This is a genomic window from Noviherbaspirillum sp. Root189 (assembly GCF_001428545.1).
Taxonomy (GTDB): domain Bacteria; phylum Pseudomonadota; class Gammaproteobacteria; order Burkholderiales; family Burkholderiaceae_D; genus Noviherbaspirillum.
Genome location: NZ_LMHZ01000056.1, coordinates 156,467 through 170,433 on the forward strand (window position 1 = coordinate 156,467; position 13,967 = coordinate 170,433).

General features: G+C 56.8%; 10 protein-coding genes. 5 read left to right on the forward strand and 5 right to left on the reverse strand.

Going from position 1 to position 13,967, the window contains the following annotated elements; translation table 11 throughout:
- The first annotated feature begins 270 nt into the window (after nucleotides 1-270).
- The 4 genes from ASE07_RS23640 (at nucleotide 271) to ASE07_RS23655 (ending at nucleotide 5,442) form a co-directional block, all read left to right on the forward strand.
- A complete protein-coding gene (locus ASE07_RS23640) occupies nucleotides 271-2,220 on the forward strand; it encodes a prkA protein (RefSeq protein ID WP_057293275.1) in 1,950 nt (649 codons plus the stop codon).
- Nucleotides 2,221-2,248: 28 nt separating this feature from the next.
- Nucleotides 2,249-3,406, forward strand: coding sequence for a DUF444 family protein (locus ASE07_RS23645; RefSeq protein ID WP_057293276.1), 1,158 nt, complete (start codon nucleotides 2,249-2,251; stop codon nucleotides 3,404-3,406).
- A gap of 36 nt (nucleotides 3,407-3,442) precedes the next feature.
- Nucleotides 3,443-4,843 (forward strand): SpoVR family protein, encoded by a 1,401-nt coding sequence (locus ASE07_RS23650; RefSeq protein ID WP_057293277.1) that lies wholly within the window; start codon nucleotides 3,443-3,445, stop codon nucleotides 4,841-4,843.
- A gap of 131 nt (nucleotides 4,844-4,974) precedes the next feature.
- The gene (locus tag ASE07_RS23655; protein ID WP_057293439.1) at nucleotides 4,975-5,442 is read left to right on the forward strand and encodes an RrF2 family transcriptional regulator; all 468 of its coding nucleotides are present in this window, start codon (nucleotides 4,975-4,977) and stop codon (nucleotides 5,440-5,442) included.
- 47 nt (nucleotides 5,443-5,489) lie between these two features.
- On the opposite strand, the gene serA is transcribed toward ASE07_RS23655, so the two are convergent.
- On the reverse strand, nucleotides 5,490-6,689 hold the full coding sequence (gene serA, locus ASE07_RS23660; RefSeq protein WP_057293278.1) for a phosphoglycerate dehydrogenase: 1,200 nt from the start codon (nucleotides 6,687-6,689) through the stop codon (nucleotides 5,490-5,492).
- A gap of 77 nt (nucleotides 6,690-6,766) precedes the next feature.
- Between serA and ASE07_RS23665 the strand changes: the two genes are divergently transcribed.
- Nucleotides 6,767-7,561: a ferredoxin--NADP reductase gene (locus tag ASE07_RS23665; RefSeq protein ID WP_057293440.1), complete on the forward strand. Its 795-nt coding sequence runs from the start codon at nucleotides 6,767-6,769 to the stop codon at nucleotides 7,559-7,561.
- 35 nt (nucleotides 7,562-7,596) lie between these two features.
- On the opposite strand, the gene ASE07_RS23670 is transcribed toward ASE07_RS23665, so the two are convergent.
- The 4 genes from ASE07_RS23670 to ASE07_RS23685 form a co-directional block, all read right to left on the reverse strand.
- Nucleotides 7,597-9,012, reverse strand: coding sequence for a hybrid sensor histidine kinase/response regulator (locus tag ASE07_RS23670; protein WP_057293279.1), 1,416 nt, complete (start codon nucleotides 9,010-9,012; stop codon nucleotides 7,597-7,599).
- A gap of 135 nt (nucleotides 9,013-9,147) precedes the next feature.
- Nucleotides 9,148-11,001: a putative bifunctional diguanylate cyclase/phosphodiesterase gene (locus ASE07_RS23675; RefSeq protein WP_057293280.1), complete on the reverse strand. Its 1,854-nt coding sequence runs from the start codon at nucleotides 10,999-11,001 to the stop codon at nucleotides 9,148-9,150.
- Nucleotides 10,998-11,390, reverse strand: a complete 393-nt coding sequence (locus ASE07_RS23680) for a response regulator (protein WP_057293281.1) — start codon at nucleotides 11,388-11,390, stop codon at nucleotides 10,998-11,000. The genes ASE07_RS23675 and ASE07_RS23680 overlap by 4 nt, the downstream gene beginning before the upstream one ends.
- A gap of 358 nt (nucleotides 11,391-11,748) precedes the next feature.
- Nucleotides 11,749-13,827 carry a 3-hydroxyacyl-CoA dehydrogenase NAD-binding domain-containing protein gene (locus ASE07_RS23685; protein ID WP_057293282.1) on the reverse strand — a complete coding sequence of 693 codons (2,079 nt, stop codon included), beginning with the start codon at nucleotides 13,825-13,827 and terminating at the stop codon, nucleotides 11,749-11,751.
- Nucleotides 13,828-13,967: the final 140 nt, after the last annotated feature.

The following is a 13,967-nucleotide window of genomic DNA, read 5'->3' on the forward strand; positions in this document are numbered from 1 at the left end:
TTTTAATGCCGGAACCGGGCGATGCAGCTTGTGCTACTCCGATTTTCACACCGCCATTCCCGCTGATGTGCTTGCATGCATCTTGCTACTAACGTAGATGTGCACATGCACCTCAAGCAAATACAGACGCGAGGCAATGTGGATTCATTGACGAGTCTCATCATTTAATGTTTTCAGCCCGCCCTATACTTAACTTGAGAGCGACAGAAACGTAAACCGATTTCGTGTGTCCATCCTGAATACACGGCAAACTTGCGGGGAGCAGATGCAATGACCACTCAAAGTGATGTCAACCGTACCGAGCAGCAAGAGGACCTTCTGAAAAGTCTGGTCGCCTTCACCAAGGACCATCGTGCAGTGTATTGGTCCGGGACGCTCTCGGATTTCCTCGATCGCATAATGACTGCAGACCCACGTGGTGCTGCGCGTACGTCCCACCAGTACATGTGGGACATGATTCGCTGGATGGGCGGCGAAGATGAAACCGGCAACTTCCGATGCAAGTTGTTTGACCAGGAACTGTTCGGCGTCGACGAATCGATCGAACGTGTCGTCGACTACTTCAAGGCTGCTGCTGCGGGGTCGGAAGTCGGACGTCGCCTGCTGCTGTTGCTGGGTCCGCCATCGGGCGGCAAATCAACGCTGGTGATCCTTCTCAAACGCGGGCTCGAAGAATACAGCCGCACGGAAGCGGGCGCGGTATACGGGATCCAGGGATGCCCGGTGCATGAATCGCCTTTGCACCTCGTACCCCATTCTTTGCGCGCACGCTTCCGCGAGACGTATGGCGTCGAAATCAGCGGTGAAGTCTGCCCGCACTGCCGTACCCGTCTCGAGAACGACTACGATGGCGATTTCCTGCGCATGCCGGTTGAGCGGATTTTCATTTCCGAGGCAGGACGCGTGGGTATCGGCACCTATGCGCCGCACGATCCGACGACTGCGGACCTCGCTGACCTTGTCGGCTCCGTGGATTTGTCCAAGGTCGCCGAGTACGGCGACGAAGGCGACCCGCGTGCATGGTCGTGGTCCGGCGCTGTCTACGCAGCGAGCCGCGGCATGCTGGAGATGATCGAGATTCTGAAGGTCAAGCGCGAATTCCTTTACCTGCTGCTGACGCTGACACAGGAAAAGAACGTCAAGGTGTCACGCTTTCCGCTGATCTATCTGGACGAAACGATTCTCGCTCACACCAACCTTGCAGAATTCCGCAAATTTTTGCAGGAGAGCGAGAATGAAGCCCTGCTTGACCGCATGGTTATTATCCAGGTGCCCTATACGCTGAATTACAAGGATGAGGCGCGAATTTACAAGAAACTGATTTCGTCCGCCGCACCGGCCTTCCGTGAAGTGCACCTCGACCCGCACGTGTTGCACGCCGCCGCGGTGTTTGCAATCCTGACTCGCCTGCATGAAGGCGAAGACAAGGAACTGGAACTAAGCAAGAAAGTGCGTCTCTACGCCAGTGAAGAGGTCGAGGGCTATGCACATGCGGAAACGGAGAAGCTCAAGCAACGCATGCCCGATGAAGGCCTTGCAGGTATTTCACCGCGCTTTGTCATCAACGCGCTGTCGAATGCCATCATCCAGTCGAACGCAAAGAGCCTGACCACGATGGACGTGCTGCTCGCACTGAAGGACTCGATTGAAAACGATGCACGTATCGACCCGAAGCGCAAGCGCAAATGGATTGATTATCTTGTGCTGGCGCGCAAGGATTTCTATAACCGCTGGGTCAAGGAAGATGTGCACAAGGCCTTGTTCGTCTCCTTCGAACAGGAAGCCCAGGATCTGCTCGACAAGTACCTTGATGAAGTGGAGGCGATGCTCGACAACCGCCACATCAAGGACCCGATCACGAACGAAGAACGCAAACCGGATGAACGCTTCCTGCGCGCGGTCGAAGAAAAGATCCACATCTCCGATTCAGGCAAACAGTCCTTCCGCCAGGAGGTGGTCCGCAAAGCCATGGGCGCGTACAAGCGTGGCGAGAAGTTCACGCTCGACAGTCATGCGCAGTTGCATAACGCGGTCCAGCAGTACCTGTTTGAACAGCGCCGTGATGTATTGCGGCTTGTCAGTTCCACCACGCGTCCTGACGAAGAAGTGCGTCAGAAAATTTCCGTGGTGGAGAAACGGCTTGTCGACGAGTATGCGTATGACAGCCACAGCGCACGCGAGGCACTGAACTATGTGACCACGTTGATGGCGCAGGAATGATGCGCATTGCGCATCTTAAGGTTCAACTATGAGCGATCTCATCACGATCTCTGCTGAAACACCCTGGTATGACCTGTTCTCCAGGGGCTCGCGCGACTGGCTCCGCCACAATGAGAAAGTGCGCGAGGCCGTCAAGGAGAACCTTCCCAACCTGGTAGCGGGGCCGGATGTCATCACCGGCTCCCAGGAAAGGACCGTGCAGGTTCCGGTGAAGCTGCTGGAACATGCGCGGTTCCGCCTCAACGAATCTCCTTCGCAAACCCATTCGAGCGCAGGCCAGGGTCAGGGCAAGCCCGGCGACATCCTGCGGCAAGCGCAACCCGACATGGGTGACGAAGATGGCGAGGGCGGGAATGATGAAGGTGAAGTCAAACTGATGCTGGAGTTCAAGGTTGATGACATCATCGACTGGCTGTGGGAAGAATTGCAACTGCCCGATCTGCAGCCCAAGCGCAACACTGCCGTGACCGACGATGAGTATGTCCGTGAAGGCTGGGACAAACATGGCGCGCGTGCCCGCCTTGACCGTCGGCGCACCGTCAAGGAAGCGGTCAAGCGGCGCGCGACGCAGGAAAATCCGGTTGCCTTCACCAATGAAGACTTGCGCTTCAAGCAATTGGTGCACCGACGCAAGCCGGCCACCAACGCCGTCGTGATTTTTGCGCTTGATGTTTCGGCCAGCATGACCGACGCTGAACGCAAACTGGCGAAGAGCTTCTTCTTCTTCGTGCTGCAGGGCATCCGGCGTCGTTATGCAAAGGTAGAAACGCGATTTGTCGCTCATACCACGCAGGCGTGGGAATTCTCGGAAAGCGAGTTTTTCAATGTGACTGGTACCGGTGGCACCGGCGCTTCCACAGCGTTCAAGTTGGTCCATGAAATGGTGGAGACTGAATACGACCCGTCGCAATATAACGGCTACATGTTCTACGCATCGGATGGCGAAAATTTCACCGAAGACCGGGCCGCGGCGACCGAGTATCTTGCGAAGCTGGGCAAGTTGCTTAATTTCATCGGTTATGTCGAAACGGTACCGGGTTCGCCGCGAACCAGCGAAACGGAAATGAAAATGCTTTGCGGGGAAATCGAGCGTACCGGCGCACCGATCGGCAGCAGCATCCTGACTCGCCATGAAGACGTATGGAAAGCAATCCGTAAATTCTTCGTGCAACAGGAATCGGAATAAGCGCAACAGTAACAGTGAATAAGGATAGGCGGATACATGTGCACAACGACGAACTCGCCTGAAACCATCGAGGCGCTGAAGAAATACTCAGGCCAGATCGAGCAGCTCGCACGGGATCTTGGGCTGGATTATTATCCGGTCGACTTTGAACTGGTGCCGAATAATTTCATGATGGAAATTGCAGTGTACGGCTTGCCCGTACGCATGCATCACTGGTCATTCGGCGTGCGCTACATCCACCAGTTGATCCGCCAAGGGATGGGCCACTCGCGCATTTTTGAAGTGATGTTTCCCGGCGACCCATGTCGCGCGTATCTGGTCAACGGCAATACGCTGCCGGAAAACACACTGGTCACCGCTCACGTGCTCGGGCATGCCGATTTTTCCAAGAACAATCATCTGTTCGCCAAGTTCATGGAAATGGCGGGCGGTCACATCCTCGAACAAGCCGCGGCCCGCGCGCACCGGATCGAGACGGCGATTCAGGAGCACGGACAGGAACGCGTCGAAGCGGTGCTGGATGCGGCGCTTGCGCTGGAGCCGCACATCGACATTAACCGCGAGCTTCATCGCCCACTCTACGCGGCCCCGGGACAGAAGGCCGAACCGCAACCGGACGTAGATCCCTTCCTCAAGCGTTTTCGCAGCTTGCCCGGCGAGAAGGCGCCGACGGATCATCATGCGACGGGCAAACGTGCCACTATTCCCCCGCAACCGGAATATGACTTGCTGTGGTTCATCGCCAACTACGCGCCGGATCTGGAAGGCTGGGAGCGCGACATTTTCCTCGCGGTCCGGGAAGAGTCGTTTTATTTCTACCCGGTATTTGCCTGCCAGATCATGAACGAAGGCTGGGCATCGTACTGGCACGCGCGGCTGTTGCGCGAAGCGGACTTCCTCCCGCATGACCTCTACCTGTCGGCGATCAAGGCGCACTCCGACGTCGTGCGCCCGTATGCGGCGGAGCGGCAACTGGCATTGGCGGTCAATCCGTATCACCTCGGCTTTTCGATGTGGGAAGACATCATTGAAAAGCATGGACTGGACAATGCGCGCCGCATCATGAAAGAAGAAGATGACTTCGGCTTCGTACGTAACTATCTGACCAAGGAACTGATTGAGAAGCTGGAGCTGTTTGTCTACGAGGCCCGTAACGATGGCGACATTCGTATTGCGGACAACGACGTCCACGCAGTGCATGAGGCCATCCTGTCGCCGAAATTCAACTACGGCGCCCCACGTATCGCGGCCAACAACCTGCACGTGGACGGCAGTCTGCAATTGCTGCATGACCACCAGAGCGACGGTCGCGGTATCGATCTTGCGCGCGCGGAACGTGTGCTCGAATACATCGGGCGCATCTGGCGTCGGCCGGTCACGCTGCATACCATTGGCGATCGCGGTGAAGCACGGGTCGTCACCAGCAAGCGCATCTGACGCATCTGAAAGACGTTAAGGAAAGACGCTAATTCGGCAGTTGTGGAACAGCGCCGGAAGGGCCTGATTCTACTGCGAAGAACATCGCATATATAATGGGCCAATCCCGCTTTGCACGATTGGCCTTTCCAATGCGTCTTACCGATTACACCGACTATTCCCTGCGTGTGCTAATGTATCTTGGCATGCATCGTGATCGCGTGGTCACCATTCAGGACATTGCAGATGCCTACGATATCTCCAAGAGCCACCTGATGAAAATCGTTCATCAACTGGGTCTTGCGGGTCTGGTTGAAACGACCCGTGGCCGTAGCGGCGGGTTGCGTCTGGGGAAAGAGCCCGCAGCCATCAATATCGGCGACGTCGTGAAACTGACCGAGCCGGATTTCAAAATGGTGGAATGCTTCGACACTGAAGCCAACGAATGCGTGCTCTCACCTTCGTGCCAGCTGCAAGGCGCACTGGCCAAGGCGACACAGGCCTATCTGAGCGTGCTCGGCGAATTGACGCTCGCCGATATACTCAAGGGCAACGGCAGCCTGCGCAAACGCCAGATCATTCAGTTTCACAGCCGGGAAAAAGAAAAGGCCACGGCCTGAGCCGCTGCCCTCCGCGCTGTCGACCAGTTTTTGCAAACGGCGAACCCTCAGATCAGTTCACAGCGAATCGTCGCCGGTTCGCTGCGCAACTTCTGCAGCAAGTCTGCGGGAATCACCGCATCGACGTCCGTCATTACATAACCAATCGGCCCGCGCGTCTGCAGGTGCTGCGCGACGATGTTCATTCCACTCGCTGCAAAATCGGCGTTCATGCGCGCGATGACGCCAGGCTCATTCCTGTGGACATGAAGCACGCGGCTCTTGGCTTCTTTTACAAGATGGCGAATTTCCGGGAAATTAACAGCCCAGCGCGTCGTGCCGGCCTTGAGGAAACGCGCCAGCTTGTCCGACACCTCCCGGCCAATGTTTTCCTGGGCTTCTTCGGTACTGCCACCGATATGTGGCGTCAGGATGACATTGTCCAGCCCGCGTAAAGGAGAAATAAACTCTTCCTTTTCATTTTTCGGTTCTGCCGGAAATACGTCGAGCGCCGCGCCCGCCAGTCGCTTTTCGCGCAAGGCCGTATTCAGGCCATCGATATCGACCACACCGCCGCGCGACGCATTGATCAGTACCGCAGTCGGTTTCATCAGACCAATGCGCTCCGCCGTCATCAGGTTTTCCGTTGTGCTGCCGCCTGGCACATGTAAAGTGACGATGTCGGCCGTTGCCAGCAAGTCGTCCAGTGTCGGCATGGGACGAGCGTTACCCAGCGGCAGCTTGCTCTCCACGTCGTAATAATTGACCCGCATGCCGACGCTTTCGGCGAGGATGCCGACCTGGGCGCCGATGTTGCCATAGCCGATGATGCCGAGCACCTTGTTCCGTACTTCATAGGCGCCCTGTGCGCTTTTATCCCATTGGCCCCGATGGGTCTTCGCATTTTTTTCAGGGATACGACGCAGCAAGAGAATCGCCTGTGCAATGACCAGTTCGGCAACCGAACGGGTATTGGAAAATGGTGCGTTAAATACTGGAATACCTTGCGCCGCAGCGGCCGTCAGGTCAACCTGATTGGTACCGATGCAAAAGCACCCAATTGCTTTCAGGCGCGGTAACTGTTGCAAGGTATCGGCCGACACGTGGGTAGCGGAACGGATCCCAACCATATCGACGTCGGCAAGGACGCGTTTGAGTTCATCCGGCTTGAGTGCGGTGGGCATCTGGACGATATCCGTGAAGCCTTCCGCTTGAAGATGTTCCACTGCGCTTTGATGGATTTTTTCGAGTAAGACGATTTTTGCCATTGCCTGCCCTTGAATAAAGATTCACGTACAATATATCTTAAATATTCATGGTGCGTTGCCTGTCACGCCAGATACAAATGCTGAATGAAGAACTCATTGCGTCGAAAGCGACGACCGAATCGATCACCGGGATGAAATGGTGGAACGATAGGCTGCTCACGTTTACGACCACACGTCCTGAAAATTATTCCTTCGTTGCAGGCCAGTATGCACGCCTTGGCCTGCGTGACGACAACGGGATTATCTGGCGCGCTTTTTCGATGGTTTCGGCGCCTGCGGAAACAGCGACCCTGGAGTTCTACGGCATCATTGTTGCCCATGGCTTGTTCACCACGCGACTGAAGAGCCTGCGTACGGGCGACCCTATTCTCCTAGAAAAACAGCGTTACGGCTTCATGACCCCGGACCGTTTCAAAGACGGCAGCGATCTGTGGATGCTATCGACCGGAACAGGCGTCGGCCCGTATATCTCAATGCTGCGCGATCCCTATGTCTGGCAGCATTTCCGCAATCTGGTTCTCGTACACTGCGTGCGACATGCCAATGAATTTGCTTATACGGAAGAACTTGAACGCCTGTGCCGTGAACCGGCTTTTGGCTCCTCGGCGCAGCTCCACGTGGTGCGTTCGGTGACACGAGAAACGAGTCTTCCGGCAAATGCACCTTATCTGCAAGGCCGAATCACGACCTTGCTCGAGGACGGTAGGCTGGAGAAGGCGGCGGGAGTGCCACTTTCTATGAACACCTCGCGAATCATGATGTGCGGCAATCCGGAGATGATCGACGACATGCGCGCCCTTTTGCACCAGCGTGGCATGCGACCGGACCGCCGCGCGACGCCGGGACAGTATGTAACCGAGAACTATTGGTAGAACGGCAGATAAGGTTCGCGCAATACCAAAAGCCGTCAGCTCGTTGCCAGCAGCGCCGGTGCGGTTGCCTCAAGGTAGGGTATCCACACCATGAATTCTGAACCGCGCTCGGGCACACTGGCAACCGTCATTGCCCCGCCGTGCAAATCGACTAGTTGCTTGACGAGTGCAAGTCCAAGCCCTGTGCCTTCGTATTTACGGGCCATGCCGCTGTCCAGTTGTACGAAGGGCTGGAACAAGCGGCCGAGATCTTCATCACTGATGCCGATGCCAGTGTCGATCACGCAAATCGTAATGAATTGCCGCGCGTCGGGCGCGATGGTGGATTCGTCGCCGACAAGGCGCCGGCCCGCCAGCTGCTCGCGCTCCATGCGACACATGCGCAACGTAACGCTGCCGCTGGCCGGAGTGAACTTGACCGCATTCGAAACAAGATTGAAGACAATCTGCCGCGTCTTGCGCTGATCGAGCATGGTCCACCCCAGGTTTTCCAGTTCGAGCCGCAAGTGAATCTGCCCGATCGCCGCCTTTTCCCTGAAGACCGCCATCGTTCCTTGCAACAATCGCTGGATATCGGTCGGCTCCAGTTCGAGTTCCATTTTTCCAGCTTCGATTTTCGACAGGTCGAGAATGTCATTGATCAGCGAGAGCAAGTGTTTCCCGCTGTCAAAGACATCACCCACAGCTTCCTCCTGGGCAGATTCGAGCGGTCCCAGCAGCCCCGTTTTCAGCGCCTCGGAAAAGCCAATGATCGCGTTGAGTGGCGTGCGTAACTCATGCGACATGTTGGCGAGGAATTCCGACTTCATGCGGCTCGCTTGTTCCAGTTGCAGGTTCTGATGGGCGATTTCCCGGTTGGTGGCTTCGAGTTGCGCGGCATGTTGTGCCAGGCGTACGTTCAATTCATTGACCTGGCGCTCACGCGCCTGCAACTGTTCATTGACCAGTACGGCTTGTTCATAAGTGGACACCAGCAAATCCAGGATCTGCTGCTTTTCTGCGGTGATGTGGTGTTGTGCGCCATTCAGGTAGACGACAATGCCCTCGCCTGCCTCGTGGTTCTGACGCAGCCTGCGGTTCATCAGTACCTGTTCGATCCGGGCCAGCAGGTAATCATCAGCATACGGCTTGCGGATGAAGTTGTCGGCGCCACACTCCAGGCCGCGCACGATATCTTCGGGATCGATCAGCGAGGTCACGAGAATGACAGGGATATCACGCAATGCCGGATCGGACTTGAGCGCATGGCACAAGCCGTAGCCATCAAGTTCAGGCATGACAATATCGGACAACACCAGATGGGGCTTGCGCTGTCGGATTGCCTCAAGGGCGAGGCGTCCATTGCCCGCCACTCGCGCCACATATCCTTTGCCCTCCAGCAAATATCTTAATTTCCCCGCCTGTGTGGGGCTGTCTTCCGCGATGAGTATCTCAGTCAATTCTTCGTGCATGCCGTCGTATTCATGTAATGTCAGTTCACTGCCTGCCCGCCCACCTTGCTATTGACTGATCGTTTTCCTGATTGGTGCCCGCCGACGGTGCGGCAAGCGTTGACGTCCAGACGGTCGCACTAATGCCTAATGCCTTCAATCGCACGGCGACTTTCTTGACATTGGCAGGGCTGCGCTATTCGACAGCAGGACGCGCACATCTTCCGGCGGAACGGGCTTGCTGAAAAAATAACCCTGCATCTCGTCGCAACCCTGCTCAAGCAGATAGTGTAACTGCTCTTCGGTCTCTACTCCTTCCGCAATGGTATGGAGCCGTAATGCCTTGGCCATGGCAAGTATCGCACGGACCAACTCGGCGCTCCCTGCGTGCTCGATCATGTCATTGACAAATGAACGATCGATCTTGAGCCGGTCCATTGGATAGCGACGTAAATAGCTGAGCGAGCAATAGCCGGTGCCAAAGTCATCCAGTGACAGTGTGACGCCAAGTGCCTTGAGTTCATGCATCGCGCCTATCGTGGCTTCGGCATTTTCCAGGATCAGGCTTTCGGTCAGTTCGAGTTCCAGCCATCGGGCATCAAGTCCGGTCGACTTCAACGCCGAGCACACTACGGACGTCAGGTTCGCCATCCTGAACTGCAAGGCCGACACATTCACCGCCATTCGCACTGACGGCAGACCACTGTCTTGCCACTCCCTGGCTTGGGCGCAGGCCGTTTGCAATACCCATGCGCCGACCTGGGGCATCAGGCCGCATTCTTCCAGCAAGGGGATGAAAACGCCGGGCGACAACATGCCGCGCTCGGGATGCTGCCACTGCAATAGCGCTTCCATGCCAACCATGTGCCCGGAATTGATGTCGAGCTGCGGCTGATAATACAAACGGAACTCTTCCCGTTCGAGTGCCTTGTGCAGCTCGATCTCCATCTGTACGCGCTGCTCAGACCCGTGGTCCAGCTCAGAACTGTACAAGCGGTAGCCGTAGCCGGCGCCGGTACTGTCCGCCGCGACGCGCGCGCGCCGTAAAAGCTGCGCCGGGTCCGTTTCCTGATCCGGATATCGCACCACGCCAACCGACGCATGCAGGAAGATCTCGCCGCCACTGAAGGCCAGCGGCTCCTCCACCAGATGCAAGATATCCTGTGCAAGGATGTCGATGCTGCCATCTCCAGCCGGGGTCGGAACGGCCAGAACAAATTCATCCTGTGCGAGCGTCGCCAGGAACCCTTCGTTGCCGCGAAAGGCATCCAGCCTGGAGGCTAACGAGCGCAACACGCCTTCCGCTATCGGGCGGCTGAACGCCTCGGTCACCTTATCGACGCGATGCACGCGGATATCGAGAACAAGCATGTCACCGAGGCGTCGGGCAAGGACCGGCAGACGCTCATCGAGTAGTGCCCGGTTGGGCATGCCGGTTTGCGCGTCGTAGAACGCGAGGTAATACAGCTTCGATTCGGCGGCCAGCCTGCGCTGGTCATTCAAGATATGACCAAGCGAAAAACCAATATCGTCAGCGACCTCGTGCATCAACTCAACCACGGTGTCATCGAAGCATTCCGTCTGGTCCGTATAGAGCAGGAAAACGCCGATAGCCTTGCCGTCTTCGGATAGCGGAAGACCGGCCATCCCGTGGAAGCCCCGGTTGAACAGCTCCAGACGCCCCATGTGGTCTGGCAGCGTCATGAGGTCGTTGTAAATGCACAGGCGGCCGCTCTGGCGGACGACATCCGCCAGGCCGCCACTGGCCACAAGACTGGCTTCGTCGCCACAGGGATCGCCATGGGAAGTCATGAGGCGAATATCGCCGCTGACTGAATCCACCATCCCGATCCAGGCAAAACGAAACATGCCGCATTCCACGGCGCTCCGGCATGCCTCGCGGTACAGGGTATCGGGGGACTCGGCACGGATGATCGTGCGATTGATCCGGCTGAGCATGGTCAGCACACGGTTGGCGCGATCCAGGCTAGCGATGTTCTTTTTCTTCATCCGCCGCTGTTGCCCTTCATCAGATCTGCCATACCACGAGAGAGTTGCCAGCGATCGATCGGTTTGACAATCAGCTTATCGGCACCCGATGCAAGCATCCTGTTGCGTGCTGCGGGATCATCGAGTGAGGACACGATCAATACGGGAATAGCCTGTGTCCGCACATTGCTTTTCAGCGCGCGTGCAACTTCAAATCCATCCATTTCCGGCATCATCAAGTCCAGCAGGACCAGATCCGGCTGATGTTCGATGGCGATGGCCAATCCGGCTTCGCCGCTTCCAGCCACAAGGGTTTGGTAACCGTCGGCTTGCACAAACACTTCGAGAAGCCTGCGATTGCGTACTTCGTCATCGACGATCAGGATCGTCGATTTGCGGGGATCTTCCATGACACTGCTTTCAATTACCGTCTTGCGCGGACCTCCGCTCAAGGATACAAGCCTGGAACATCGGGCCTGCGCATCGTTTCGACTATAAACGCAACAAGATACATCCGGTATCCCATAACTATGGAAGGACGAGACCCTCCGTCGTCAATGTTGCTCTACGACAATTAACGTGTTTTGACATTCGTCAAGCAAGGTGCCATTTGGATGCTGTTTTTCCCGGGTCGCGCAAACAGGGGGCAGAAAGCCAAAAAACAAAAAGCCCGGACCATGCCGGGCCGGGCTTTTCTCTTGATGCTTCACTGACCGATAAATTCGGCCAGCGATTCTGCTAACGTCAGCGCATCAGGACATCAGGACATCAGTTAAACGTTTTACCTTCCGCAGCAAGCCTCGCCAGCAGTGGTGCCGGCTTCCAGGCCTCGCCGTGGCGGCCCTTTGCGTACTTCTCCATCGCCATCACGACGTTTGGCAGGCCGACCGTGTCGGCATAGAACATCGGGCCACCACGGAATAGCGGGAAGCCGTAGCCGGTCAGATAAACCATATCGATGTCGGACGCGCGCTGGGCGATGCCTTCTTCCAGGATGTAGGCGGCTTCATTGACCAGGGCGTACACCAGGCGCTCAATGATTTCCTGGTCGCTGATCTTGCGGCGCTCGATACCGAGGTCGGCCGAATGCTTGACGATCATGTCATTGACGACTTGCGATGGATATGGCTTGCGGTCGCCCGGCTTGTAGTCGTACCAGCCTGCGCTGGTCTTCTGACCGTAGCGGCCCATCTCGCACAACAGGTCGGCCGTCTTGGAGTAAGTAACTTCCGGTTTTTCGACATAGCGGCGCTTGCGGATAGCCCAGCCGATGTCGTTGCCCGCGAGGTCGCCCATGCGGAACGGACCCATCGCAAAACCGAACTTCTCGATGGCCTTGTCGACTTGCTCCGGCAGTGCGCCCTCTTCCAGCAGGAAGCCTGCCTGGCGGCTGTACTGCTCGATCATGCGGTTACCAATGAAGCCATCGCAGACGCCGGAAACAACGCCGGTCTTCTTGATCTTCTTGGACAGTTGCAGCGATGTGGCAAGCACATCCTTGCCAGTCTTTTCGCCACGAACGATTTCGAGCAGCTTCATGACGTTGGCCGGGCTGAAGAAGTGCAGGCCGATCACGTCTTGCGGACGCTTGGTGAAGCTGGCGATCTTGTTGACGTCGAGTGTCGATGTGTTGGACGCGAGGATTGCGCCGGGCTTCATGACTTCATCGAGCTTCTTGAAGACCTGTTCCTTGACGCCGATTTCTTCAAACACCGCTTCGACGACGATGTCCGCCTGGCCGATCTCATCATAGGACAGTGTGCCGGTGATCAGGCCGACGCGCTGGTCGAATTTTTCCTGAGTCAGCTTGCCCTTCTTCAGCGTGTTCTCGTAGTTTTTGCGGATGGTCGCGAGGCCCTTGTCGAGCGCTTCCTGTTTCATTTCCAGAATCTTGACCGGGATGCCGGCATTGGCGAAGTTCATTGCAATGCCGCCGCCCATGGTGCCCGCGCCGATTACCGCAGCCGACTTGATTGGGCGGGTCGCGGTGTCTTCCGGAACGTCAGGTACCTTGCTCGCCGCGCGCTCGCCGAAGAAGGCGTGGCGCAGGGCTTTGGATTCGGTCGTCTGGACCAGATCGAGGAACAGTTCGCGCTCATATTTCAAGCCGTCTTCAAACTTCATCGTGACAGCGGCGCCGACAGCGTCGACGCACTTGAGCGGTGCCGGGAACGGACCCGCCATTGCGCGCACGGTATTGCGCGAGAACTGCAGGAAGCCTTCGTAATTCGGATAGTCGATCTTGATATCACGTACTTTCGGCAACGGACGCACATCGGCAACCTTGTTGGCGAACGCAATAGCGGCCTCCATCAGGTCACCTTGCACCAGTTCATTGAACAGGCCGGTCTTTGCCAGCTTGTCAGAAGGAACCGGGTTGCCGGAGACAATCATGTTGAGGGCCATTTCGAGGCCGAGTACGCGCGGCAGACGCTGTGTGCCGCCGGCACCCGGGAGAATACCGAGCTTGACTTCCGGCAGCGCGATTTGCGCACCAGGCGACACGAGGCGATAGTTGCAGCCGAGGGCCAGTTCAAGGCCGCCGCCCATGCAGACGGTGTGGATGGCAGCGACGACCGGCTTGGTCGAGCTTTCGACGACGTTGATGACGGTGTGCAGCGAGGGTTCCGCAAGAGCCTTGGGGGAATTGAATTCCTTGATGTCCGCGCCGCCCGAAAATGCCTTGCCGGCGCCGGTGATCACAATCGCCTTGACAGCATCGTCGTTCAAGGCCTGCTTCATGCCGTCGACGATGGCGCTGCGGGTTGAATGGCCGAGGCCGTTTACCGGGGGATTGTTGAGCGTAATGACGGCAACCGCGCCATTGACCTTGTATTCGGCAGTCATATCTCTTCCTTTTTAAATTAGATGTCTACGAGATTGCCGATCCATCGACCACACTGCTAACTCACAGCATCGGCAGCGATGAATCGCAAGCTTATTCCCAAGCTCGGAACCACTTTCTTATTTTTTGACGCCACAACTAT

Coding starts and splice junctions, on each gene's coding strand:
- ASE07_RS23640 (WP_057293275.1), top strand. CDS start 271: ATGACCACTCAAAGTGATGTCAACCGTACCGAGCAGCAAGAGGACCTT.
- ASE07_RS23645 (WP_057293276.1), top strand. CDS start 2,249: ATGAGCGATCTCATCACGATCTCTGCTGAAACACCCTGGTATGACCTG.
- ASE07_RS23650 (WP_057293277.1), top strand. CDS start 3,443: ATGTGCACAACGACGAACTCGCCTGAAACCATCGAGGCGCTGAAGAAA.
- ASE07_RS23655 (WP_057293439.1), top strand. CDS start 4,975: ATGCGTCTTACCGATTACACCGACTATTCCCTGCGTGTGCTAATGTAT.
- serA (WP_057293278.1), bottom strand. CDS start 6,689: ATGGCAAAAATCGTCTTACTCGAAAAAATCCATCAAAGCGCAGTGGAA.
- ASE07_RS23665 (WP_057293440.1), top strand. CDS start 6,767: ATGCTGAATGAAGAACTCATTGCGTCGAAAGCGACGACCGAATCGATC.
- ASE07_RS23670 (WP_057293279.1), bottom strand. CDS start 9,012: ATGCACGAAGAATTGACTGAGATACTCATCGCGGAAGACAGCCCCACA.
- ASE07_RS23675 (WP_057293280.1), bottom strand. CDS start 11,001: ATGAAGAAAAAGAACATCGCTAGCCTGGATCGCGCCAACCGTGTGCTG.
- ASE07_RS23680 (WP_057293281.1), bottom strand. CDS start 11,390: ATGGAAGATCCCCGCAAATCGACGATCCTGATCGTCGATGACGAAGTA.
- ASE07_RS23685 (WP_057293282.1), bottom strand. CDS start 13,827: ATGACTGCCGAATACAAGGTCAATGGCGCGGTTGCCGTCATTACGCTC.